Annotated in this window: 25 protein-coding genes and 1 riboswitch; of the genes, 16 read left to right on the top strand and 9 right to left on the bottom strand. The window is 72.8% G+C overall.

Features of this window, described 5'->3' with window-relative positions:
- Positions 1-7: 7 nt before the first annotated feature.
- On the top strand, positions 8-496 hold the full coding sequence (locus IH48_RS0109115; protein ID WP_030901590.1) for a glutathione peroxidase: 489 nt from the start codon (positions 8-10) through the stop codon (positions 494-496).
- An 85-nt stretch (positions 497-581) separates the two neighbouring features.
- Here IH48_RS0109115 and IH48_RS0109110 read toward each other — a convergent pair whose 3' ends face one another.
- Positions 582-1808, bottom strand: a complete 1227-nt coding sequence (locus IH48_RS0109110) for an acyl-CoA dehydrogenase family protein (RefSeq protein ID WP_030901589.1) — start codon at positions 1806-1808, stop codon at positions 582-584.
- Between the two features lie 163 nt (positions 1809-1971).
- Between IH48_RS0109110 and IH48_RS0109105 the strand changes: the two genes are divergently transcribed.
- Positions 1972-2616 (top strand): TetR family transcriptional regulator, encoded by a 645-nt coding sequence (locus IH48_RS0109105; protein ID WP_030901587.1) that lies wholly within the window; start codon positions 1972-1974, stop codon positions 2614-2616.
- Positions 2617-3296: 680 nt separating this feature from the next.
- Here the strand turns inward: IH48_RS0109105 and def are convergent.
- Positions 3297-3839, bottom strand: coding sequence for a peptide deformylase (def, locus tag IH48_RS0109100; RefSeq protein WP_030901583.1), 543 nt, complete (start codon positions 3837-3839; stop codon positions 3297-3299).
- Between the two features lie 126 nt (positions 3840-3965).
- Here def and IH48_RS0109095 point away from each other — a divergent pair, with 126 nt between their 5' ends.
- The 5 genes from IH48_RS0109095 (at position 3966) to IH48_RS36565 (ending at position 8563) form a co-directional block, all read left to right on the top strand.
- Positions 3966-5204: a MurT ligase domain-containing protein gene (locus IH48_RS0109095; RefSeq protein ID WP_030901580.1), complete on the top strand. Its 1239-nt coding sequence runs from the start codon at positions 3966-3968 to the stop codon at positions 5202-5204.
- Between the two features lie 44 nt (positions 5205-5248).
- A complete protein-coding gene (locus tag IH48_RS0109090) occupies positions 5249-5977 on the top strand; it encodes a type 1 glutamine amidotransferase (RefSeq protein WP_030901577.1) in 729 nt (242 codons plus the stop codon).
- Between the two features lie 238 nt (positions 5978-6215).
- A complete protein-coding gene (locus IH48_RS0109085) occupies positions 6216-7241 on the top strand; it encodes a 6-phosphofructokinase (RefSeq protein ID WP_030901575.1) in 1026 nt (341 codons plus the stop codon).
- Positions 7242-7366: 125 nt separating this feature from the next.
- A complete protein-coding gene (locus tag IH48_RS0109080) occupies positions 7367-8320 on the top strand; it encodes a cytochrome c oxidase assembly protein (RefSeq protein ID WP_030901574.1) in 954 nt (317 codons plus the stop codon).
- 84 nt (positions 8321-8404) lie between these two features.
- A complete protein-coding gene (locus IH48_RS36565; RefSeq protein ID WP_037841419.1) occupies positions 8405-8563 on the top strand; it encodes a hypothetical protein in 159 nt (52 codons plus the stop codon).
- Positions 8564-8655: 92 nt separating this feature from the next.
- On the opposite strand, the gene IH48_RS0109070 is transcribed toward IH48_RS36565, so the two are convergent.
- From IH48_RS0109070 to IH48_RS0109055, 4 genes are all read right to left on the bottom strand, one after another.
- A complete protein-coding gene (locus IH48_RS0109070) occupies positions 8656-9915 on the bottom strand; it encodes an SPFH domain-containing protein (protein WP_030901573.1) in 1260 nt (419 codons plus the stop codon).
- 34 nt (positions 9916-9949) lie between these two features.
- Positions 9950-10171 (bottom strand): hypothetical protein, encoded by a 222-nt coding sequence (locus tag IH48_RS0109065; RefSeq protein ID WP_030901572.1) that lies wholly within the window; start codon positions 10169-10171, stop codon positions 9950-9952.
- A 245-nt stretch (positions 10172-10416) separates the two neighbouring features.
- Entirely contained in the window at positions 10417-10866 is a 450-nt protein-coding gene (locus IH48_RS0109060) for a hypothetical protein (RefSeq protein WP_107059267.1), read from the bottom strand.
- 11 nt (positions 10867-10877) lie between these two features.
- Positions 10878-11312, bottom strand: a complete 435-nt coding sequence (locus tag IH48_RS0109055) for a cupredoxin domain-containing protein (protein ID WP_030901569.1) — start codon at positions 11310-11312, stop codon at positions 10878-10880.
- A gap of 254 nt (positions 11313-11566) precedes the next feature.
- Between IH48_RS0109055 and IH48_RS0109050 the strand changes: the two genes are divergently transcribed.
- Positions 11567-14224: a glycosyl hydrolase gene (locus IH48_RS0109050; protein ID WP_030901567.1), complete on the top strand. Its 2658-nt coding sequence runs from the start codon at positions 11567-11569 to the stop codon at positions 14222-14224.
- Between the two features lie 134 nt (positions 14225-14358).
- Positions 14359-15402, top strand: coding sequence for an NAD-dependent epimerase/dehydratase family protein (locus tag IH48_RS0109045; RefSeq protein ID WP_051839435.1), 1044 nt, complete (start codon positions 14359-14361; stop codon positions 15400-15402).
- Between the two features lie 59 nt (positions 15403-15461).
- On the opposite strand, the gene IH48_RS0109040 is transcribed toward IH48_RS0109045, so the two are convergent.
- Positions 15462-15761, bottom strand: coding sequence for a type II toxin-antitoxin system Phd/YefM family antitoxin (locus IH48_RS0109040; RefSeq protein ID WP_030901562.1), 300 nt, complete (start codon positions 15759-15761; stop codon positions 15462-15464).
- Between the two features lie 66 nt (positions 15762-15827).
- Here IH48_RS0109040 and IH48_RS0109035 point away from each other — a divergent pair, with 66 nt between their 5' ends.
- From IH48_RS0109035 to IH48_RS0109020, 3 genes are all read left to right on the top strand, one after another.
- Positions 15828-16466: an ATP-dependent Clp protease proteolytic subunit gene (locus tag IH48_RS0109035; RefSeq protein WP_030901560.1), complete on the top strand. Its 639-nt coding sequence runs from the start codon at positions 15828-15830 to the stop codon at positions 16464-16466.
- Between the two features lie 7 nt (positions 16467-16473).
- Complete coding sequence (locus IH48_RS0109030; protein WP_037841417.1) at positions 16474-16782, top strand: hypothetical protein; 309 nt, start codon at positions 16474-16476, stop codon at positions 16780-16782.
- Positions 16783-17102: 320 nt separating this feature from the next.
- Positions 17103-17283: riboswitch (cyclic di-AMP (ydaO/yuaA leader) on the top strand.
- 3 nt (positions 17284-17286) lie between these two features.
- On the top strand, positions 17287-17763 hold the full coding sequence (locus IH48_RS0109020) for a C40 family peptidase (protein ID WP_030901555.1): 477 nt from the start codon (positions 17287-17289) through the stop codon (positions 17761-17763).
- A 7-nt stretch (positions 17764-17770) separates the two neighbouring features.
- Here the strand turns inward: IH48_RS0109020 and IH48_RS0109015 are convergent, their stop codons facing one another.
- Complete coding sequence (locus IH48_RS0109015; RefSeq protein WP_030901553.1) at positions 17771-18196, bottom strand: ATP-binding protein; 426 nt, start codon at positions 18194-18196, stop codon at positions 17771-17773.
- Positions 18197-18398: 202 nt separating this feature from the next.
- On the bottom strand, positions 18399-19559 hold the full coding sequence (locus tag IH48_RS0109010; protein WP_030901551.1) for an 8-amino-7-oxononanoate synthase: 1161 nt from the start codon (positions 19557-19559) through the stop codon (positions 18399-18401).
- A 144-nt stretch (positions 19560-19703) separates the two neighbouring features.
- Here IH48_RS0109010 and bioB point away from each other — a divergent pair, with 144 nt between their 5' ends.
- From bioB to IH48_RS0108990, 4 genes are read left to right on the top strand one after another with little or no spacing between them, the layout of a single operon-like run.
- Positions 19704-20945 (top strand): biotin synthase BioB, encoded by a 1242-nt coding sequence (bioB, locus tag IH48_RS0109005; RefSeq protein ID WP_030901549.1) that lies wholly within the window; start codon positions 19704-19706, stop codon positions 20943-20945.
- Entirely contained in the window at positions 20938-22221 is a 1284-nt protein-coding gene (locus IH48_RS0109000) for an adenosylmethionine--8-amino-7-oxononanoate transaminase (RefSeq protein ID WP_030901547.1), read from the top strand. The genes bioB and IH48_RS0109000 overlap by 8 nt, the downstream gene beginning before the upstream one ends.
- A 1-nt stretch (position 22222) precedes the next feature.
- A complete protein-coding gene (bioD, locus tag IH48_RS0108995; RefSeq protein ID WP_030901545.1) occupies positions 22223-22972 on the top strand; it encodes a dethiobiotin synthase in 750 nt (249 codons plus the stop codon).
- Between the two features lie 39 nt (positions 22973-23011).
- The gene (locus IH48_RS0108990) at positions 23012-23356 is read left to right on the top strand and encodes a VOC family protein (RefSeq protein ID WP_030901543.1); all 345 of its coding nucleotides are present in this window, start codon (positions 23012-23014) and stop codon (positions 23354-23356) included.
- The last annotated feature ends 238 nt before the right edge of the window (positions 23357-23594 follow it).

The raw sequence follows: 23594 nt of genomic DNA, 5'->3' as shown, positions 1-23594 counted from the left end.
ACGGATGATGAGTCTGTACGACATCCCGCTGCGCACGCTGACCGGCGAGCCCACGTCGCTGGCCGACTACCGCGGCAAGGCCGTGCTGGTCGTCAACGTCGCGTCCAAGTGCGGTGCGACACCGCAGTACACGGCGCTCGAGCAGATGCACAAGACGTACGGCGACCGCGGTTTCTCGGTGATCGGCGTGCCGTGCAACCAGTTCGGCGGCCAGGAGCCCGGCTCGGCCGAGGAGATCAGCACGTTCTGCTCGGCCACCTACGGCGTCACGTTCCCGATGGTGGAGAAGACGGACGTCAACGGGGAGCACCGGCACCCGCTGTTCGAGCGGCTGACGGCGGCGGCCGACGGCGCCGGGGAGTCGGGCGACGTGGCGTGGAACTTCGAGAAGTTCCTGATCTCACCCGCGGGCGAGGTCGTCGGGCGGTTCCGTACCGGCACGACGCCCGAGGACCCCTCGGTGGTCTCGGCCGTCGAGGCGCAGCTGCCCGCCTGAGGACGACGACGCGGTTCCGCTCCCGCCCCGTCAGGGGGACGGGAGCGGAACCTGCGCCGCCCGTGGGGGGATCAGGGGGCGGGGATCAGCGGATCGGCATGCCGGCGAGGGTGCGCGCGATCACGAGGCGCTGGATCTCGCTCGTGCCCTCGAAGATGGTGTAGATCGCCGCGTCCCTGTGCATGCGCTCCACCGGGTACTCGCGGGTGAAGCCGTTGCCACCGAGGATCTGCACGGCCTGCGCGGTGACCTGCTTCGCGGTCTCGCTGGCGAACAGCTTCGACATGGACCCCTCGGCAGACTCGAACCTCTTGCCCGTGGTGGCCATCCAGGACGCGCGCCACACGAGCAGCCGCGCCGCGTCGATGCGGGTACGCATGTCGGCGAGCTGGAAGGCGATGCCCTGGTTGTCGATGATCGGGCGGCCGAACTGGCTGCGGGTCCTGGCGTAGTCGAGCGCGACCTCGTAGGCGGCGCGTGCGGTGCCGACGGCCATGGCGCCGACGGCGGGGCGCGACGCCTCGAAGGTGGCCATCGCCGCGTTCTTGACACGGTCCTTGCCCCCCGCCGCCTTCTCCCTGGCGCGCGCGAGGCGTTCGTCGAGCTTGCCCTTGCCGCCGAGCAGGCAGGCGCCGGGGACGCGGACGCCGTCGAGGACGACCTCGGCGGTGTGTGATGCGCGGATGCCGTGCTTCTTGAACTTCTGGCCCTGCGAAAGGCCCTTCGTGCCTGGCGGGACGATGAACGAGGCGTGCCCCTTCGAGCCCAGCTCCGGGTCGACGGAGGCGACGACGACGTGGACGTTGGCGATCCCGCCGTTGGTGGCCCAGGTCTTGGTGCCGTTGAGCACCCACTCGTCCTTCGCCTCGTCGTAGACGGCGCGGGTGCGCATGGCGGCGACGTCGGAGCCCGCGTCGGGCTCGGACGAGCAGAAGGCGGCGAGCTTCACGTCGTCGGCGTCGCCGTACATCTGCGGGATCCAGGTGCCGATCTGCTCGTCGGTGCCGTTGGCGAGCACGCCGACGGCGGCGAGTCCGGTGCCGACGATGGACAGGGCGATGCCCGCGTCGCCCCAGAAGAGTTCCTCCATGGCGATGGGGATGCCCAGACCCGAGGGGTCGAAGTACTGCTGCGCGTAGAAGTCGAGGGAGTAGATCCCGAGTTTGGCCGCCTCCTGGATGACGGGCCAGGGCGTCTCCTCGCGCTCGTCCCACTCGGCGGCAGCCGGACGCACCACGTCGGCGGCGAAGCCGTGCAGCCACTCGCGGACCTGCTTCTGGTCGTCGCTCGGTTCGAGCGTGAACTCGGCCATCTTCCCCTCCACTGGTTACCACTGGTAACTACAGTCTGTTACCGACGGGTAGGCCCTGTCAAGCCATCACGCCTGATCAGCGGCCCGTCTCCGGAGGGTGTTACGTTGCGCAGGCGTTGCGTATCGGGTGGGACAACAGCTTTGGGTGGGGCGGGGAGAGGGCATGGACAGCAGAGGACAGTCGGCTCAGCAGCAGGCGGCCGCACAGCGGCGGCGGCAGCTGCTCGAGGCGGCGGAGCGGGTGGTTCTCAGGGACGGCCCGGGCGCCTCCATGAACGCGATCGCGGCGGAGGCCGGGATCACCAAGCCCATCCTGTACCGGCACTTCGGCGACAAGGGCGGGCTGTACAAGGCGCTCGCCAAGCGGCACACGGACGCCCTGCTCGAGGCGCTGCGCGCGGCGCTCGACGCCCCGGCGGAACGCCGCGCCCGGGTCGAGGCCACGCTCGACACGTACCTCGCCGCGATCGAGGCGAACCCGGGGGTCTACCGGTTCCTGATGCACCCGGCCGAGGACGCGGCACCGCTCGACCAGGGCTTCGACATAGGGCGCCATTCGGCACCGCTGCTGCGCCGCCTCGGCGAGGAGCTCGCGAAGGTCATCGAGGAGCGCATCGACCTGGGCCCCGACGGCGGGCAGCGGGCGAGGATCTGGGGCCACGGGATAGTCGGCATGATGCACGCGGCGGGCGACTGGTGGCTCGGCGAGCGTCCGTGCGCGCGCCAGGAGCTGGTGACGACGATGGCCGACCTGCTGTGGGGGCGGCTGGCGATCGCGGACGACAAACCGGGCGGCCCCGGCTTCTGACCGGCCGGCCCCGGCTCTCCGCTGGGGCCGCGCCGGCTTACGGGCGGGCCGGGCCTGCTCCCGGGCGGGCATGTCGGCTTCGGGGCGTGCCGCCCCCGGCCCCCGGCGAGCCATGCCGGCCCCTGCGGTCCTGGCGCCCGGCCGCGCCGCCTCAGCCCTCCGGGCCGGTCCCGCGCCGGTTTCCGGGCGGGCCGCAACCGGGCGTTCGGGGACCGGGACGTCCGACGCCTGGCGAAGACGGCCGGCCCGCCGGGCAGTGGCCGCCGCCGACCCGCCCGCCGGGCGTCTGCGCGGGCCGCCCCGGCGTCGGGGCCCCGTTTCCGGAGGCCCGGCGGGCACGGACGGACACGGCGGACGCCGAGCACGGACGGCAGGCGCACCGACCGAAGCCGGCCGGCCCGGTCAGAAGCAGCGCGAGCGGCGGGAGGGCCAGAGGCCGGGGGCGGACGCCAGGCCCACCGGGCGCAGCCCGCGGGCGCGGGCAGCAGGGCCGGCGGAGGCGAGCCCCGCCCGGCGGGGGCGGCAGATGCCGGGCGTGGCGAGAAGGCGGCATCCGGGGCAGCCCCTGCCACGGGCGCGGACGGCCGCGCCGCCGGCCGGACGGCAGGCGGAAGCGGCGCAGGCGCCGGGCAGCGGTCCTGACGGAGGCGGTGGGCCAGGCCTGAGGGGCCGGAGGCCCCTCAGGGGCGGTGCCACGGGGCGCGGCGCGCGGCCCGTAGGAGCTTGCGCTTGCGGCGGCCCGTCAGGCGGTCCGCGTACACGGTGCCCGCCACGTGGTCCGTCTCGTGCTGAAGGCAGCGGGCGAAGAACCCCTCCCCCTCGATCCGCAGGGGCTCGCCCTCCCAGGTGAGCCCCTCCACGACCGCATGGTCGAACCGTTCGGTGCCGGCCTCGAGGCCGGGCAGCGAGAGGCAACCCTCCGGGCCCCGCACGACGACGCCGTCCGCGAGGACGAGCCGGGGGTTGACGAGGTGCCCGACATGGCGGACGTCCTCGTCGTCCGGGCAGTCGTACACGAACACCTGCCGCCCCACGCCGACCTGGTTGGCCGCGAGGCCGACGCCACGCGCCGCGTACATCGTGGCGAACAGGTCCTCGACGAGGTCCGCCACCGCGGGGCCGAACCGGTCGACCGGTGCGCACGGCGCGTGCAGGACCGCGTCGCCGAGCGTCCGCACGGCTCGTACGCACCCTGCGCTGCCGGGGATGGGGCGCTTTCGCATGCGCATCAGGGTACGGTCCGGCTCAGCAGCGCCTGCGGCGGCGGTCGCGGCCTCGTGGCGCGGTTCTGGGCCCCGGCCGGATCTCGATAGGCTGACCCGGGACCGACGCGAGGAGGAACAGGGACGATGGCAGGCAACACGGAGCCGCTGTCTTCGCGGGCCAAGCTGGCCGTGACGGCGGGCAAGGCCGCGGCGGCGGTGTCGCGCGCGGCCGGGCGCGGCAGCGGATCGGTGATCGGCGGGAAGGTCGCGCTCAGACTCGACCCCGACCTGCTGCGCCGGCTCGCGCAGCACCTCGACGTCATCCTCGTGTCGGCGACCAACGGCAAGACGACCACGACCCGGCTGATCGCCGAGGCCCTGCGCGCCGCCGGCCCCGTGGTGTCGAACGCGCTCGGCGCGAACATGCCCGCGGGCATCACCTCCGCGCTTGCGGGCGGCTCCGACGCCAGGTACGGCGTGATCGAGGTCGACGAGAAGTACCTCGCGGGCGTGGCACGCGACACCACGCCGAAGGCGATCGCCCTGCTCAACCTCTCGCGCGACCAGCTCGACCGCGCGGCCGAGACCAGGATGCTCGCCGAGAAGTGGCGCGAGGGCCTGGCCGGCACGAAGGCCGTCGTGATCGCCAACGCGGACGACCCGCTGATCGTGTGGGCGGCCTCCTCCTCGCCCAACGTGGTGTGGGTCGCCGCCGGCCAGGAGTGGAAGGACGACGCCTGGTCCTGCCCGTCCTGCGGTGGCGTGATGCAGCGCCCCGGCGACGACTGGTTCTGCGCGCAGTGCGGGTTCCGCCGTCCCTCCCCCGGCTGGGCGCTGCGCGACGACCACGTCCTCGATCCGCACGGTTCGGCCTGGCCCATCCACCTCCAGCTGCCGGGCCGGGCGAACAAGGCCAACGCCACCACGTCCGCGGCCGTCGCCGCGACGTTCGGCGTGCCGCCGGGCGTGGCGCTGCAGCGGATGTACCAGGTGCAGGCGGTGGCGGGCCGCTACGACGTGGTGTCCTTCCAGGGCCGCGACCTCAGGCTGCTGCTGGCGAAGAACCCGGCCGGCTGGCTGGAGACGTTCTCGCTGATCGACCCGCCGCCCACGCCGGTCATCCTCTCGGTCAACGCGCGCGGCGCCGACGGCACCGACACGTCCTGGCTGTGGGATGTCGACTACACGCGGCTCGCCGGGCACCCGATCTGCGTGCTCGGCGACCGCAGGCTCGACCTCGCGGTGCGCCTGGAGGTCGCGGGCCTGACCTTCCGCGTCTGCGAGACGCTGGACGAGGCGGTGCAGTACGCGCCGCCAGGACGCATCGAGGTGATCGCCAACTACACGGCGTTCCAGGACCTGCGCCGCCGCGTCGGCAACTGATCAGCGGACCCAACGAACGGCCCCACCGAGAGGAACGAGCGAGCATGACCGACAGCAGCCTCAGGCTGGTGTGGATCTACCCGGACCTGCTGAGCACGTACGGGGACCAGGGCAACGCGCTGGTCGTGGAGCGGCGCGCGCACCAGCGCCGGCTGAACGTCTCACGCGTCGACGTGCGCAGCGACCAGCCGGTGCCGACGTCAGGCGACATCTATCTGATCGGCGGCGGCGAGGACCGGCCGCAGCGGCTCGCCGCCGAGCGGCTGCGCAGGGACGGCGGGCTGAACCGTGCCGTCGCCAACGGCGCGATCGTCTTCTCGGTGTGCGCGGGCTACCAGATCCTCGGCCACGAGTTCGTCAACGACCTGGGGCAGCGCGAGGCGGGCCTCGGCCTGCTCGACGTGGTCTCCACGCGCGGCGAGGGCGAGCGCTGCGTCGGCGACGTCCTGGCGGACATCGACCCGAACCTCAACCTGCCGCCGCTGACCGGGTTCGAGAACCACCAGGGCATCACCCACCTCGGCCCGTCGGCGCGGCCGTTCGCGCGCACCAGGCTCGGCAGGGGCAACGGCACGGGCGACGGCACCGAAGGCGCGTTCAACGACACGGTGTTCGGCACGTACATGCACGGCCCCGTCATGGCGCGCAACCCGCACATCGCGGACCTGCTGCTGAAGTTGGCCCTCGACGTGAACGCGCTGCCGCCGGTGGACGAGCGGTGGTACGACGCGCTGCGAAACGAGCGGATCGGCGCCGCGACGCAGCCCGCCTGACCCAGCCCGCCTGAGCGCGCGGGGCGCACACCTGAGCGCTTCGTTCGGCCTCGCGCGCACCCCTCCTGAGCAGCGCCTTCGTCATGTGAGCGGGCCGGGGGGCCGTTCGGGCGCCCGCCTGTCCAGCAGGCGGACGCCGGGTTCGGCGGGGCCGCCGTGCGCCGGTAGGGTGGCGGCGATCAGACCGGACGACGGGGTCCGGCATCGCCCCACACACGTTGCAAAGGTTGTCCGGGCCATGCGAATTGGTGTCCTCACCTCCGGCGGTGACTGCCCCGGCCTCAACGCGGTGATCAGGTCCGTCGTCCACCGCGCCGTCGTCGACCACGGCGACGAGGTGATCGGGTTCCACGACGGCTGGAAAGGCCTCCTGGAGTGCGACTACCGCAAGCTCGACCTTGACGCCGTCGGCGGCATCCTGGCCCGTGGCGGCACCATCCTCGGCTCGTCCCGTGTCCAGCCCGCGCACCTGCGCGACGGCGTCGAACGCGCCAGGGGACACGTCGCGGACCTCGGCCTCGACGTGATCATCCCGATCGGCGGCGAGGGCACGCTGAAGGCGGCGAACCTGCTGTCCGAGGCGGGGCTGCCGATCGTCGGCGTGCCGAAGACCATCGACAACGACATCGCCTCCACCGACGTGACGTTCGGCTTCGACACGGCCGTCGGCGTCGCGACGGAGGCCCTCGACCGCCTCAAGACCACCGCCGAGTCGCACCAGCGCGTGCTGATCGTGGAGGTGATGGGGCGGCACACCGGCTGGATCGCGCTGCACTCGGGGATGGCGGCCGGCGCGCACGCCATCGTCGTGCCCGAGCGGCCCTTCGACATCGGCGAGCTCACGGCGCTCGTCGGCAAGCGGTTCTCGGCGGGGAAGCGGTTCGCGATCGTGGTGGTCGCCGAGGGCGCGAAGCCGCGCGAGGGCTCCATGGAGTTCGACGAGGGCGGCACGGACATCTACGGCCACGAGCGGTTCGCCGGGGTCGCGGGGCAGCTCGCCGTCGAGCTCGAACAGCGCCTCGACAAGGAGGCGCGTCCGGTGATCCTCGGGCACGTCCAGCGCGGCGGCACGCCGACGGCGTACGACAGGGTGCTGGCGACCCGGTTCGGCTGGCACGCGGTCGAGGCGGCGCATCGCGGCGAGTTCGGCATGCTGACCGCGCTGCACGGCACGGACATCGACATGGTGCCGCTGGCCGAGGCCGTCGAGACGTTGAAGACGGTCCCGGCCGAGCGCTACGCGGAGGCGGAGTGCGTGCTGTGACGCCGCGCCACTGACGGCCGGCGCCCCGGGCGTGCCGGTACCGCCCCCGCCCGCGGCAGCGGCCGGGGGCGGTTCTAGTCTGGGTGCGGACATCAGGCACGAATCACGCCCCCTGGAGCACGCGGATGGATCACGGCATGCACGGCATGATGACGGATCTGCCGCCGTTCACGGTGGGCCGAGCGTTCGCCTACGCGTCGGACCCGTTCTTCCTCGTGGGCTGCTGCCTGGCCGTCGTGCTGTACGGGTGGGGCGTGGCGCGGCTGGTGCGGCGCGGGGACGCGTGGCCGGTGGGGCGGCAGGTCGCGTTCTTCTTCGGCGTCCTGACGGTCGGCGTGACGATGTGCACGGGCCTGAACACCTACGGCATGGCCATGTTCAGCGTGCACATGATCCAGCACATGATCATCAGCATGGTCTCGCCCATCCTGCTGCTGCTCGGCGCCCCCGTGACCCTGGCGCTGCGTGCCCTGCCCGTGGCGGCCAGGCGCGGCAGCAAGGGGCCGCGCGAGCTGCTGCTGATGCTGCTGCACAGCAGGTTCGTGCGGGTGATCTCGCACCCGGGGTTCACGATCCCGATCTTCATCGCGAGCCTCTACGGCCTGTACTTCACGCCCATCTTCGACTTCCTGATGCGCTCCGAGACGGGGCACATCGTGATGATGGTGCACTTCCTCGCGGTGGGCCTGCTGTTCTTCTGGCCGATCATGGGCATCGACCCGGGCCCGCACAGGTCGGGCTACCTGATGCGAATCCTCGAACTGTTCGCAGGGATGCCGTTCCACGCCTTCTTCGGCATCGCGCTGATGATGGCCAGCGAGCCGATGATCAACGTGTACAAGCATCCGGCGGCGTCGCTCGGCATCAGCGCGCTGTCCGACCAGACGGCGGCGGGCGGCATCGCCTGGGCCTTCAGCGAGGTGCCGTCGGTGCTGGTGCTGATCGCCCTCGTCTTCCAGTGGTACAAGTCCGACCAGCGGGAGGCACGCCGCACGGACCGGGCCGCCGAACGGGACGGCGACAAGCAGCTCGCCGCGTACAACGACTACCTGGCGGCGCTCCAGGCCCGCGGGCGGTAGCCGCCCGATCGTCCGCGGACGGTGGCGCCGCGGGGCCCGGCCGGGCCAGGATGGGGGCACGGTCGGGGCGGGAGGAGGACGTCGATGTCCGGAGCCACGAAGAGCATGGGTGTGATCACCGTGATCGCCCTTGTGGTGGTCACCGCGTACACGGTGGCACTCGGCAGCAGCGGGTGGCTGTGGTTCGGCTGGGTGGTGCTCGGGATGGTCACGATGGGCATGATCGCGACCCGCCGCCGCTGAGCCGCGCGGGAAGCCACGGCGGCGAGAGCCGCGTACGCGAGCGGCCGCGCACCGGTGGACGGTGCGCGGCCGCTCGTGCGCGACGCGGCGTGTCACTCCTCGGAGTCGCCCCTGCGTGCCGGGGCGGCGGAGCCGTTGCGCGACTGCTCCCGGGTCTGGAGCTCCGATCCGGGGGCTGTGTCGCCGCCGCGGTCGTTCCCGCCCTGGCCGCTGCCGGTCCCCGCGCGGAGCGTGTTGAGGATGGCCATGCCCTGGCTGACCAGGCCCGCCACCATCTCGTTGAGCCCGTCAGTGCCGTTGAGCACGGTCACGTTCGCGCCCTGCATACCCCTGGCGGCCGCCTCGGCGAGCTCCGGCAGGACCTCGACCACGCGGTTGGCCGCGATGACCTCCTGGTTGCCGTTCTTCAGGGACTCGGCGCGCGCCGCGTTCGCGTCGGCCTGCGCCTGGGCGAGCGTGCGCTCCGCGTACGCGTTGCCGTCCGCCTCGGCCTTCGCGCGGTCGCGGTTGGCCTCGGCCAGCGTCCGCTGCCGGTAGGCCTCGGCGTCGGCGGGGCGCCTGACCTCCGCCTCAAGGCGCTGCGCCGCGAGCCTGGCCTGGCGCTCGGCCAGCTCCGTCTGCGCGTCGATGACCTGGTGCGACGCGGTGGCCTGGGCGAGCGGCCCGGCCTGGCTCGCGCGCGCCGCGGCCTGCTCCGTCTCCGCCTGGAACCCGGCGCGCTTGATCGCCGTGTCACGTTCGTACGCGGCCTTCAGCGCGGCGGCCTCCTGCTCGCGCTCGGCGGCCTGCTGGTCGGCTCGCGCGGCGGCGATACGCGCCTGGCTCGCGACCGCGGCGGCGTGCGGCGCGGCGAGGTTCTCGATGTAGCCGGTGGCGTCGGCGATCTCCTGGATCTGGAGGGCGTCGACGACGATGCCGAGCTTCTCCATCTCGCTGTGGCTGCCCGCCTTGACCTCCTGGGAGACCCTGTCGCGCTCCCGGATGATCTGCTCGACGGTGAGGCCGCCGATGATGGACCGCAGGTGGCCCGCGAAGATCCGGCCGACCAGTTCCTCCATGCGGTCCTGCTCGGTGAGGAACCTGCGTGCGGCGTTGGCGATCGACACCGAGTCGTCGCCGACCTTGAACACGGCGACGGCCCGGACGGTCAGCAGGATGCCCTGCTGGGTGACGCACTCCTCGGCGATCTCGGCCTCGCGCAGCGCGAGCGACAGCATGCGGGCCTTCTGCTTGACCGGCAGGACGAAGCTGCCGTGCCCGGTGACGATGCGGAATTGGGTGTCGTCCCGCCGCCGTTTCGAGCCGGAGATGAGCATTGCCTCGTTGGGCGCGGGAACACGCCAGAACAACATGGGAGGACTCCTGTCGCATACATGTGGTCGGTGGTCACAGAGGAAGGGGCTCCACGATCACCGAGCGTGCCGAGATGCACTCGGTGACCAACACCCGGATGTGTTTGCCGATCGGCTGTTCCGCCCAGGCCGCGTAGGCCTCGGAGCCGCCCCGTACGGCCACCAGTACCTCGCCGAAACCGTCCTGCGGGATGGGGACGGTGATGTGCCCGATCGCTCCCACCGGGCTCGCGGACGAGTTGTCTGTATCGGACATCGATCGTTGCCCCACCTCCACCCACCCGTCCGGCCGGGACCGGAGATGTTCGGCGACCCCCTGCCGCCGACGTTTTCACACTACTCCGCGCGACGGTACGCGGACTGCCCAGGTGACGTTACCGATCGGGAACGGAACTCCCTTTTCACAGCGCCGGATCGACAGTCACACCGGCGCGTGGTGAGGCGCGCGCCGCGGGCGCGGGCGCACGGGTGGCGTGGCGGGCGGCGGGGAGGGGCTGCGGGTCAGTACGAGGCGTGTCTGCCGCCGCCGTGGGCGCGCACGCGGCTCGGGCGGTACAGCAGCAGGAAGACGGTGGCGAGGATCGCGACGGCCTGCGCGACGACCGTGATGTTCTTGTCGCGGTACCAGATCGGCTCGTACATGTCCGGGATCGGGCCGAGCGTCCCCACGTCGATGTAGCGGTAGACGAGCAGCAGGGCGAGGCCGCCCGCCGCCACGGCCCACGCGAACAGGTCTCCGAGCCGCCGGCGCCAGACGAGCACGAGCAGCGCGGCGAGAGCCGCGAGAGCCGCCTCGATGCGGAACAGGGTCCCCTGGCTGATGCTCTCGCTGACGGCGTCGTAGCGGTCGGCGAGATGGGCGTGCATGTACGCGTCGACAGCGAGGCCGGCGGCGGCGAGTACGCGTGCTGTTCCGCGCGGGAAGCGTCCCGCGTGTGTGTCGCCTCTCATGACTGCTCCCCTCAACTGACGGTGAGTGTGCCCTTCATGAAGGGGTGAATGGAACAGTCGTACGGGTAGGAACCTGCTTTGGCGGGCGCCTTGAAGGTCTTCGTCGCGCCGGGCGCGATGTGCCCGGTGTCGAACGAGCCGCTACCCGTCGCCGTGACCGTGTGGTCGGTCGAGTCCTTGTTGGTCACGGTGACGGTGGACCCGGCCCTCACCGTCAGCTTCGGGGGCTTGAAGTGGAAGTTGTCGATGGTGATGGTCGCTTTGCCGGCCGCGGGCGCGGAACTGGCGGCGGACGACGCCGCGGGCGACGAGGGCGAGGCGTTGGCGCTGGCCCGGGCCGAGCTGTTGCCCGACGAGCCGTTGCCGCCGCCTGAGCAGCCGGCGAGGGCGAGGACGCCGAGGGCGCACGAGGCCGCGGCTGCGCCGGTGCGGGTCGGGAACGGCATGGTCACTCCGGGTTTGCGGTGAGGAGGGTCGCGACCAGTGCACCCCGCGGTGCATCGGGCGGCCACCGCACGAGGCCGTTCGGGCGTACCCGCGCGGGGGCGCGCGGATCCTGTTCCGGACGAGTCACGCCTCCATCAGTGGCAGGTTCTCGTCAATTTTGCCCCAAATCATCGCACCGGCGGGCTACTTGTGAACAGCGCTGTGATCAGGTCTGAACGCGCCATTCCAGAAGGCACCCTCGGGAGGAAGCAAGGTGGCATCACCCACCCGCAAGAGACGACGGCTCACGATCTGCGCCGTCACCGCGTCCGCCGCGCTGATCGCCCTACCGGCGAGTGCCGCGCCGGGCGGCACGCACCAGCCCTTCGGCCCCCGCACCATGGCCGGCGTCGCCCAGCAGCGCCTCGCGTCCGCCGGGGCCCTCACGCCGCACACGGCGGCCAGGGACGAGGACGGCGGCGACCCCGACGGCGGGAACGAGTCGGACGAGATAGCGGAGGGCGCGGCCCAGTTCGCGCAGGCCCGCACAGCACCCGGCGTGGTCGCGCCCGGTGCCTTCGGCGCCGCGTGGGACAGCCTGCAGTCCCTGCACCGCACCGGCGGCAGGTGGCGGAACATCACGGACCTGCCCTACAACTCGGACGACCCGCGCTACCGGGACATCGACTCCAACTCCAGCGGCGGCTCCGGATTCGTCACCGGCCGGATGGCCGCGATGGCGGCGGACGACGACGGCTACGTCTACGCGGGCAGCGCGGGCGGCGGCGTGTGGCGGTCGAGGAGCGGGGGCGGCCACTGGACGCCCATCAGCGACAAGCTGCCCACACAGGCCACCGGCGCGCTCGCCCTCGACACGTCGGGCCGGCTGTGGCTCGGCACCGGCGAGGCCACGACCAACGCGGACGCGTACCTCGGCACCGGGGTGTACGTGCTGTCGAGGCCGCACCACGGGACGTTCTCCCGGCGCAGCCGGGTCGGCGGCGACGAGCTGGAGAGCACGACCATCCACCAGCTGCGCTTCGGCGCGGGCAAGGTGTGGGCCGCGACGAGCGAGGGCGTGTGGAGCCACTCCACGCGGCACCTCTCGGGCCACTGGAAACTGGAGTACGCCCCGAACCCCGACTACTTGCCGGGGCACTCCAAGGCGAACGACCCCGAGGCCCCGTACAAGAACATCACCAACGACATCGCGGTCGACCCGAGGGACCCCTCCAAGGTCCTGCTCGCGGTCGGCTGGCGCAGCGGTGACGACTACAACGGCTTCTACGCCAGGAAGGACGGCACCTGGCAGAAGGTGACCACCGGCCTCGGCGACCTGCCGACGAACCCCGACGACGTCGGCGAGGTCACCTTCGCCGCGTCCGCCGACGGGTCCCGCTACTACGCGATCGGCCAGTCGCCCGAGCAGCTCTCCGACAACCCGGACAGCTCGCTCGAAGGCATCTACGTGTCGAAGTCCGGCTCTCCGTTCGGCCCGTGGACGAAGACCGCCGACTACCACAAGCTCAGCGCGTCGGGCTCGGCGCTCACGGACCCGGGCTTCATGCCCGGCGTGCAGGCCTGGTACAACCAGTTCCTCGCCGTGGACCCGGGCGATTCCGACCACGTGTACGCGGGTCTCGAAGAGGTCTTCGAGTCCACGGACGGCGGGTCCGGCTGGTCGACCGTCGGCCCGTACTGGAACTTCGGCTTCTCGTGCTGGAGCATCGACCCGTCGGAGCAGACGGGTACCTGCAACCAGACGACGCACTCCGACCAGCACGGCGTCGCGATCGGCCGCTACCACGGCAAGTCCTATGTGTACGTGGGCAATGACGGCGGCGCGTACCGCCGCCCGCTGAACGGGTCGAAGGACGCCGCCGGGCACGCCACGGACTGGAAGTCCCTGAACGACGGCACCATCGACACGCTCCAGTACTACTCGGTGGGCGTCGGCAAGGACCTCGCCCGCCGCGGCGGCGTCTCCGTCACCGGCGGGCTCCAGGACAACGGCCAGTCGGAGTTGCGCGCGGGCGACCGTGTGATGGGCTCCAACTTCGGCGGCGACGGCACGACGACGATCACCGACCCCGCCGACGGCTGCAACATCGCCCAGGCCTACGTGGACCTGGACATCCAGGTCACCCAGGACTGCGGCGTCAACAACGGCGCGTGGGAGGACGACCCGTCCAAGGCGACCTCGTACTCCGTGGCGCCGCCGGACAGCGCGAGCGGTGAGGCGCGGTTCGTCGCGCCGATGTCGGCCGACATCAAGAACGGCGACGTGTGGGTCGCGGGCGGCCGCCACGTGTGGGTGCAGAGCAAGGGCTACGCCATCCGCAGCGGCTCCGAGTGGACCAGCGCGTTCGACCTCGGCAAGGGCCACACGGCGACGGCCGTCGCGTCCTCGGGCGGCAAGGTCTACGCCGCCTGGTGCGGCCCGTGCGACAGCCAGGGCTTCACGCGCGGGATCGCCGTCGGCAACGCGGACGGTACCGGCTGGCACCAGGTCGGCCTGCCGGTCACGGGCACGGTGCCCAACCGGTACCTGAGCAGCCTGGCGATCGACCCCGAGGACGCACAGCACGTGTACCTCACCGTCAACGGCTTCTCCCGCCAGTGGACGGAGGGGCCCGGCGCGGGCGTCGGCCACGTCTTCGAGTCGAGGGACGGGGGCACGACATGGAAGGACGTGTCCGGCGACTTCCCCGACGTGCCGGCCGACTCGGCGGTGTTCCTGCCGGGCGGCGGCCTCGCCGTCGCGACCGACCTCGGTGTCGTCTACCGCGGCCCGCACTCCAGGGCGTGGAAGCGCGTCGGCGACCTGCCTGCGGTGGCCGTGCTGCAACTGGAGGTCGGCCCCGACGGCAAGCTGTACGCCGCCACTCACGGACGGGGCATTTACACCATGCCCGTACGCGAGTTGAGATGACGGCTTGCTTCTGCGGCGGCTGACCGTCTTCCCCGTGCCGGGCGTCCGGCACGGGGAACGTGTCGGCCGACAGCGGATCCGCGACCGGCGAACACACCTGCCGCGGACCCCGCGGCGTCCGTAGCGTTCCCGGCATGACACGAGGGAACGCAGTGGTGATAGGAGCCGCCGGGCAGATCGGCCGGCCCGCGGTGGCGGCGCTGGCGGCGGACGGCTGGCAGGTGACCGCCGCCTCGCGGGGCGGCGGCAGGGACGAGGCGTGGCCACGGGAGGTGCGCGCCGTGGCGCTGGACCGCGCGGACGACGCCGCGTTCGACGCGGTGATCGGGGACGGGTGCGACGTCCTCGTGGACCTGGTGGCGTTCGACGAGACGCACGCGGCGCAACTGGCCCGATCGGCGGGGTGCGTCGGCTCCGCGGTCGTCATCTCGACCGCGGCGGTGTACGAGGACAGCGAGGGCCGCAGCTTCGACACGCAGGAGGAGCCTGGCGGCTTCCCCCGCTACCCGGTGCCGATCCCCGAGACGCAGCGCACGGTGGCGCCGGGCGGGTCCACCTACGGCGCCCGCAAGGTACGGCTCGAACAGGAGTTGCTCGCGGGGGCCGGCCGGCTGCCCGTCACCGTGCTGCGGGCCGGCGCGGTCCACGGCCCGCACTGCCGCACCCCGCGCGAGCTGTACTTCGTCAAGCGCGCGCTGGACGGGCGGCGGCGGCGCGTGCTCGCCCACGGCGGCGAGAGCCGATTCCAGCCGGTGCACACGTCCGACGTCGCGGAGCTGATCAGGCTTTCGGCGCTGCACCCCGGCGCGGGCGTGCTGAACGCCTCAGGTCCCGACACGCCGACGGTGGCCGAGATCGGCGCGGCGATCGACCGGGTGATGGGCGTCGAGACCGAGACGGTGCTGGTCGACGGCGCGCCGCCGGCCGAGAACGTCGGGGACACGCCCTGGTCGGTGCCGCATCCGGTGGTGTCGGACATGACGCGGGCACGGAATGTACTCGGCTACCGCCCCGTGACCGGCTACGCGGCCTCGCTGCCCGCGACCGTCGAGGACCTCACCGCGCGGCTGGCCCGCCACGCCGACTGGCGGGACGCGTTCCCCGTCATGGCGCGGGCGTACGGGGACGGCCTGTTCGACTACGCGGCGGAGGACGCGTGGCTCGCGGAGCACGGCTGACATGAGCAGCGGCGGGCCGGGCTTTCGGGCCGGGCCCGCCCTCCGGACGCGGTGCCCACTCACTCCTTCTGCGGGTGCTCGCCGGTGTAGTGCTCTCCGGTGTAGTGCGCGGCGATCCCGAACCTGGGCCGTTCGCCCGCAGCGGACGCACGGTCGTGGACGGTGGAGACCGCGCGCACCGGCGGCTCGTCCGCTCCCTCCCCGGCGGTCTCGAGGAACTCCAGGTCAGCCGCCGACACCAGGGCGACCAGGGGCTTCCCGTGCCGGGTGACGACCACGCGCTCCCCGCCGTAGACGACGCGGTTGATCAGCTCGGCGAACTCTGCGCGGGCTTGCGTCACCGGAATCTCGTGGGCCATAGTCCCCATCATAGTTCTGTACATTTTGTACGTCCTGTAATGTCCTTCACGGAGAGGCAGAGTGCCATGCACCAGCCGTCGGCCCGCTACGTCCTTCCGCAGTTCACCGAGCGCACCAGCTACGGGACACGCACGCTCGACCCGTACTCGAAGCTGATGGAGGGCCGGATCGTCTTCCTCGGCACGCCGATCGACGAGACCGCCGCCAACGACGTGATCGCACAGCTGCTGCACCTGGAGTACGCGGCGAGCGACCAGGACATCTCGCTCTACATCAACTCCCCCGGCGGCTCGGTGACCGCCATGACCTCGATCTACGACACGATGCGCGTCATCTCCTGCGACGTGCAGACCACCTGCCTCGGCCAGGTCGCCTCCGTCGCGGCACTGCTGCTCGCCGCGGGCGCGCCGGGCAAGCGGATGGCGCTGCCGGGTGCGCGGATCGTGCTCCAGCAGCCTTCGATCGAGGAGCCGGTGCGCGGCCAGCCGTCCGACCTGGCGATCCAGGCAGAGGAGCTGATGCGGCAGCGCACGTTCCTGACCGGCGCGCTCTCCCTGCACACCGGCCGCGAGGCGGCCGAGATCGAAGAGCGCATCGACCGCGACACGGTGCTCGACGCGCACGCGGCACGCGAGTTCGGCCTCGTGGACCACGTCATCGACCGCCGCGCCGCCGCCCCGGCCGCGACGCGGCGCGGGCGGTGAGCGGTCCGTGCTGCCTCCCGAACTCCCGCCGCTGCCCGCGCTGACGCGCGCCGAGGGCGATGTGGTGGACGGCTACCTGGCCGTCGTGGACCTGCTGGGACGCGTCAACCCGGCGCGCGGCCTCGACACGTACGGCGCGCTGCGGGCGGCGCAGGCCCTGCCCGCGCGGGCGGCCGAGCTGCGGGACGCCCTCGCCCGCATGCACGCGCGCGGCGAGTCGGAGCTGCATGCGGCCACGCTCGCGCGGGCGCTGCGGGTGCTCGACGGCGAGCGGCGCACCGCCCGGCTCACACTCCCGCCCGCGGCGGCCGGCTGAGCCGTTCCACGAACGGCGCAATCCGGTGTGCCGTGCCGCCCCGTTCGGCGTAGGCGGCGGACCGGGCGGTGCGGGCCGCGCGCTTGCGGCGGGCGACCACGGCGCGGCGTCGCGTGAGGGACGGCGCCGCAGGTGCGAGGGCCGCATCGGTGCGCCGGGCGGGCATCTTGGGAACCGAATACCGCCAAACAGCCCATACGTGAGGTAATTCACATATCGCCGTTTCAACTCGGAATCCGCCCACCGGCGCGTGAGGATCCCAGCGATGACAGGTCGCAAGCCCTCGCCACCTGGCGAGGCGGTCCGGGCGGACGCCGAGTCCTGCCGCCGTACCGGATTCCGTGCGTACATGAGTGGATCGGCAGGAGTGGAGGACCCGAGCGTTACGGACCGGCGCGTGACACGCGACCGTTCCTCGGGGTGAAGCCGCTCGCGCGGCCGGGCACCTTCGTTGGCCCGAACCCGACAGGTCACCCTTCACAGGCGGCTGACGAAGGGTTGCGCATGAGTGCGCAGGTTCATGTCCCGTCTCTCCTCTCCCGCGCCGGCACCGTCTCGGCTCTCACGCTCGTCGCCGTCGGCGGCACGCTGGTGGCCCCCGGGGGCACGTCACAGGCGCAGGCGGCGTCCGCCGTCGCCACAAAGGCCGTGAAGGTCGCCGCGTCGAAGCAGGGCTCCCCCTACCGCTGGGGCGCCACAGGACCCAACAGCTTCGACTGCTCGGGCCTGACCGTCTATTCGTACAAGAAGGCCGGCAAGTCGCTGCCACGCACCACCCAGCAGCAGTACAACAGCACCAGGCACGTCTCCGCCGCCCACAGACGCAAGGGCGACCTGGTCTTCTTCCACAGCGACGGATACGCCTACCACGTGGGCATCTACGCGGGCCACGGACGGATCTGGCACGCGCCCAAGACCGGCTCCACGGTGCGTCTCGAACGGATCTGGACCAAGAACGTCTGGTACGGGCGCGTGGCCTGACCCGTCGTCAGGTCGCCGCGACCCAGGGCACTGTGATCCAGACGGTCTTGCCGCCTTCGGGCGTCGGGGTGACGGTCAGCCGCCCCCCGCACTCGGCGGCCAGCCAGCGGATGATCACCATCCCGCGGCCGTTGTCCTGCTGGACGGCCGCGGGAAGCCGCTTGGGCCAGCGCGGATGGCTGTCCGTGACGCCGATCCTCAGCGCCTCGTCGTGGTCGAGCGTGACGTCGACCGTGAAGGTCGGCGAGCGGCCGAAGGTGTGCAGGACGGCGTTGGTGGCCAGCTCCGAGACCACCAGGCGGACCGTTTCCGCAGTGTCCGCCTCGCCGGGAAGCCCCCACTCGGCGAGGCAGTCCGCGACGTATCTGCGAGCCACGGGGACCGAGGCGGGCTCGCTCGGCAGAGTGACGGATGCTTCCTGATGGTCTGCCATGGCGCGGCTGTCCCTTTCCCACCGGGCATGAGTACGGGCACACACGCAGGCGTGGAGGGTGGTGCCCCGCGCCGGCGTGTCCCCCATCGTGCAACCGGGATGGCCAATTCGCCGGGATATGCATGCATCTGTCGCCCGAAGCGGTGAACTGTTCGATACCGGAGCGGGTTTGACGGTGGAAGGTGGCGCAGGCGTCCGGTGCTCAGCGTCCGGGCGCGGTTTCGGCGATCGTGCGGACGGCCTGCGCGACCTGGGCGTCGGTGAGGTCGGCACGCGCGGTCAGCCGGATGCGGGAGACGCCGTCCGGCACGGACGGCGGCCTGAAGCATCCCACCACGAGGCCCGCGCGCCGGCAGTCGGCGGCCCAGGCGAGCGCCGCGCCCGGCGAGTGCGCGCGGACGGAGACGACGGCGGCGTCGGGCGTGACGGCGGACAGGCCGGCGGCACGCAGCCCCTCGTGCAGGGCACGCGCCACCTCGCGTGCCCGGCCGGCGAGTTCCGGCCGCTCCCGCAGGTGCCCGAGCGACGCGAGCGCGGCCCCGGCCGCCGCCGGTGCGAGCCCGGTGTCGAAGATGAACGTACGCGCGGTGTTGACCAGGTGGTCGATGACCCTGGCGGGGCCCAGCACCGCACCGCCCTGGCTGCCCAGCGACTTGGAGAGCGTGAGCGTGGCCACCACGCCGTCCGCCACGCGGCCCGCCGGGTCGGCGAAGCCCGCCGCGTGCAGCGCGCCGCGCCCGCCGGGGCCGAGCACGCCGAAGCCGTGCGCCTCGTCGACGAGCAGCGCCGCGCCGCTCGCGCGGCACACCCGCGCGAGCGCTGCCAGTGGTGCCGCGTCACCGTCGACGGAGAACACCGCGTCGGAGACGACCAGCGCGCGGCCGCCGCCCCGGGCGTCCAGTGTCTTGGCCACGGCCTCCGGGTCGGCGTGCGGCACGACGACGGTCTCGGCGCGGGACAGGCGGCAACCGTCCACGATCGAGGCGTGGTTGCCCGCGTCCGACAGGAGCAGGGAACCGCGCGCGGTCAGCGCCGTCAGGGCCGCGAGGTTGGCCGCGTACCCGGACGACAGCACGAGCGCCGCCTCGAAGCCGCAGTAAGCGGCGAGTTCGCGCTCCAGTTCCGCGTGCAGCAGCGTGCTGCCCGTCACCAGCCGCGAGCCGGTCGCACCCGCGCCCCAGCGCAGCGCGGCGTCGGCCGCCGCACGCGTGACGGCGGGGTGGCGCGCGAGGCCGAGGTAGTCGTTGCTCGCGAGGTCGAGGACGTCCGCTCGCGCGGGGCGCGGGCGCAGCGTGCGCACGAGCCCCGAGGCCGCCCTGCCGCGCGCGTCGTCGTCGGTCCAGGCGAAGGGGTCGTAGGCCATGGCGTCCGGTCCTTTTGTAGGCAGTGGACAGACACTAACCGCCGCCAAACCATCCGCAGGTGTGGTCATGTCCACACTTCGACCGCCTCCTGTTGGTGACTTCCACCCTGGCACCGGCATGCGGCCGTGAGCGAAGATCTGTCCATGGATCTGCTGAAGACGCTGGTGGAGAAGGGTCTGCGGCGCGAGCTGCCGACGCGCGACGAGGCGCTCGCCGTGCTCACGACGACCGACGAGGAACTGCTCGACGTGGTGGCGGCGGCCGGGAAGGTGCGCCGCCAGTGGTTCGGCCGGAGGGTGAAACTCAACTATCTGGTGAACCTCAAGTCCGGGCTGTGCCCGGAGGACTGCTCGTACTGCTCGCAACGGCTCGGTTCGACGGCGGAGATCCTCAAGTACACGTGGCTGAAGCCCGAGCAGGCTTCCGAGGCCGCCGCCGCGGGGGTGGCGGGCGGTGCGAAGCGGGTCTGCCTGGTGGCGAGCGGGCGCGGGCCGAGCGACCGCGACATCGACCGGGTCTCCAAAACAATCGAGGCGATCAAGGAGGAGAACGAGGGCGTGGAGGTGTGCGCGTGCCTCGGCCTGCTCTCCGGCGGGCAGGGCGAGCGCCTCAAGGAGGCGGGCGCGGACGCCTACAACCACAACCTCAACACCTCCGAGGCCACGTACGGGGACATCACGACCACGCACACCTACGCCGACCGGGTGGACACCGTGCGGCACGCCAGGTCGGCGGGGCTCTCCCCCTGCTCGGGGCTGATCGCGGGCATGGGCGAGCGCGACGAGGACCTGGTGGACGTGGTGTTCTCGCTGCGCGACCTGGACCCCGACTCGGTGCCGGTCAACTTCCTCATCCCGTTCGAGGGGACCCCGCTCGCGAAGGAGTGGAACCTGACGCCGCAGCGCTGCCTGCGGATCCTCGCGATGGTGCGGTTCGTCTGCCCCGACGTGGAGGTCAGGCTCGCAGGCGGCCGCGAGGTGCATCTCAGGTCGATGCAGCCGCTGGCCCTGCACCTGGTCAACTCGATCTTCCTGGGCGACTACCTGACCAGCGAGGGCCAGGAGGGCAGGAAGGACCTGGAGATGATCGCGGACGCGGGGTTCGTGGTGGAGGGCGCGGACGAGACGACGCTGCCGGAGCACCGCGCGGCGGCCGCGGCCGGGGCAGGTACGGGCTCGGCGTGCGGTTCGCACGGCGCAGGCGGCACCGCGTGCGGCGAGCACGGTACCCCCGGCGCCGAGTGCGGAACGGTGGCGGACGCCGCGCCTGCCGGCGCCGCGGCCGAGGCCGCCCTCGCGGACCAGGACCCGGCGGTCGGGGCGCGTCCCGACCTCGTCGCCGTGCGGCGCAGGGGCGCGGGGACGGACCTGGCACCGAATGCCTGAGACCGCTGAGCTGCTGCGTCTGGACCGGGCCCACGTGTGGCACCCGTACGGGCCGATGCCCGGCCGCGCCGAGCCGCTGGTCGTGGCGTCGGCGTCCGGGGTCAGGCTCGGGCTCGCCGAGCCCGCGCACGGCCACGACGAGCTGATCGACGGCATGGCGTCGTGGTGGTCGGCGATCCACGGCTACAACCACCCCGTGCTCAACGAGGCCGCGCGCGAACAGCTGGGGCGGATGAGCCACGTGATGTTCGGCGGCCTGACGCACGAGCCCGCGGTGCGGCTCGCGCAGCGGCTCGTGGAGATCACCCCCGAGCCGCTGCGCCACGTCTTCCTCGCCGACTCGGGTTCCGTGTCGGTCGAGGTCGCCCTCAAGATGTGCCTGCAGTACTGGCGCTCCCTGGGCCGCCCCGCCAAGCGCAAGCTGCTGACCTGGCGGGGCGGCTACCACGGCGACACCTGGCACCCGATGTCGGTGTGCGACCCCGAGGGCGGCATGCACGAGCTGTGGTCGGGGGCGCTGCCGCGCCAGGTCTTCGCTGACGTGCCCCCCGCCGACTTCGACGAGACCTACGCGGACGCCCTGCGCGCGCTGGTCGCGCGCCACGCGCACGAGGCCGCGGCCGTGATCGTCGAGCCCGTCGTGCAGGGGGCGGGCGGCATGCGGTTCCACTCCCCCGCGTACCTGCGGGTGCTGCGCGAGGCGTGCGACGAGAACGACGTGCTGCTGGTCTTCGACGAGATCGCGACCGGGTTCGGGCGTACGGGCACGCTGTTCGCCGCGGAGCAGGCGTCCGTCGCCCCGGACGTGATGTGCGTGGGCAAGGCGTTGACCGGCGGATACGTGACCATGGCCGCGACGCTCTGCACGGAGCGTGTCGCGGACGGCATCTCGCGCGGCGAGGTGCCCGTACTGGCGCACGGCCCCACGTTCATGGCCAACCCCCTCGCGTCCGCGATCGCCTGTGCCTCCCTCGACGTGCTGCTCGGCCAGGACTGGGCGCGCGAGGTGCGGCGCATCGAGTCGGGGCTCAGGGGCGGCCTCGCGGAGGCCGCCGCGCTGCCCGGTGTGCGGGAGGTGCGGGTGCTCGGCGCCATCGGCGTGGTCCAGCTCGACCACGAGGTGGACATGGCGGCCGCGACGGACGCCGCGGTCCGCGAGGGCGTGTGGCTGCGCCCGTTCCGCGACCTCGTCTACACGATGCCGCCGTACGTGACGGGCGACGACGACGTCGCAGCGATCTGCCGCGCGGTGACCGCCGCGGCGAAGAAGGGATGACATGACGGTGCTGGTGGTCTCCGGGACGGACACGGAGATCGGCAAGACGGTGGTGACCGCGGCGGTCGCCGCCGCCGCGGCCGCGGCGGGCCGTACGGTCGCGGTGCTGAAGCCCGCACAGACCGGGCTCGCGCCGGGCGAGGAGGGCGATGTCGCGGCGGCGGCGCGGCTAGCGGGCGGCGTCACGGCCGTCGAACTCGCGCGGTTCCCCGAACCGCTGGCGCCCGCGACAGCCGCACGGCGGGCCGGCATGGCCCCGGTGGCCCCGGCCGACGTGGCCGAGGCGGCCCGGCGCCTCGCGGCGGACCACGACCTCGTGCTCGTCGAGGGCGCGGGCGGGCTGCTCGTACGGTTCGACGAGGAGGGCGGCACTCTCGCGGACGCGGCGCGGCTGCTTGCCGCGTCGGTCCTCGTGGTGGTGCGCGCCGGCCTCGGCACGCTGAACACGACGGCCCTGACGGCCGAGGCGCTGCGGGCCCGCGGGGTCACGGCGCCGGGGGCGGTCGTCGGTAGCTGGCCGGCCACCCCGGACCTGGCCGAGCGGTGCAACCTCGCGGACCTGCCCGCCGTCGCCGGCCTGCCGCTGCTCGGCGCCGTACCGCACGGCGCGGGAGCGCTGGCGCCCGCGGACTTCCGCGCGCAGTCCCCCGGCTGGCTCGCGCCCGCGCTCGGCGGACGCTGGGACGCGGCGGCGTTCACGGCGCGGTTCGCCCCGCAGCCCTGCCCGTCCCCACTCGTTCGGACCGCGTGAACGGTCCCGTACGGACTGGGCCGCCGCTACGATCGGGCGATGCGCGCACGACTCGACGAGATCGTTTTCGACTGCGGGAATCCCTCGGCCCTGGCACGGTTCTGGGCGGCGCTGCTCGACGCGGAGGCCGTGGACCGTGAGGGCCACTGGTCGTACGTCGACCCGCCTGACATGCCCCGCCTCGCCTTCCAGCGCGTTCCCGAGCCGAAGGCCGTCAAGAACCGGGTGCACGTGGACCTGGCGGCGGGCGACATCCCGGCGGCAACCGCGGAGGCCGTGCGGCTCGGCGCCGTCGCACTCGGCGAACTGGTCACCGACACGTACGGCCAGTTCCAGGTGGTGCACGACCCCGAGGGCAACGAGTTCTGCTTCGTCAGCGGCTGACGGCGCGGGCCTGGCCTCGGCGGGCCCGCACGCGGAACGGCGCGCCGCCGCGGACCGGCCGTCCCGCGGCCCGGCGCAGGTGTGGTCGGCTGGGGACGGATGCCCTGCCCCGGGCGGGGTTCCTCGCCACGGTCGGCAGCAGGGTGTCCCCGCGGCCGGTGCGGGCGCGCTTTCGCGCGAAGTGCCCCGCACGCGCGGCGGCCCGCCGCTCTGCCGTGGGCAGGGCGGCGGGCCGTCG

The organism is Streptomyces sp. NRRL F-5126, from assembly GCF_000721265.1.
Taxonomy (GTDB): domain Bacteria; phylum Actinomycetota; class Actinomycetes; order Streptomycetales; family Streptomycetaceae; genus Streptomyces.
Note: the sequence above shows the minus strand (reverse complement) of the source record. Positions and strands in the feature narration are given on the sequence as shown.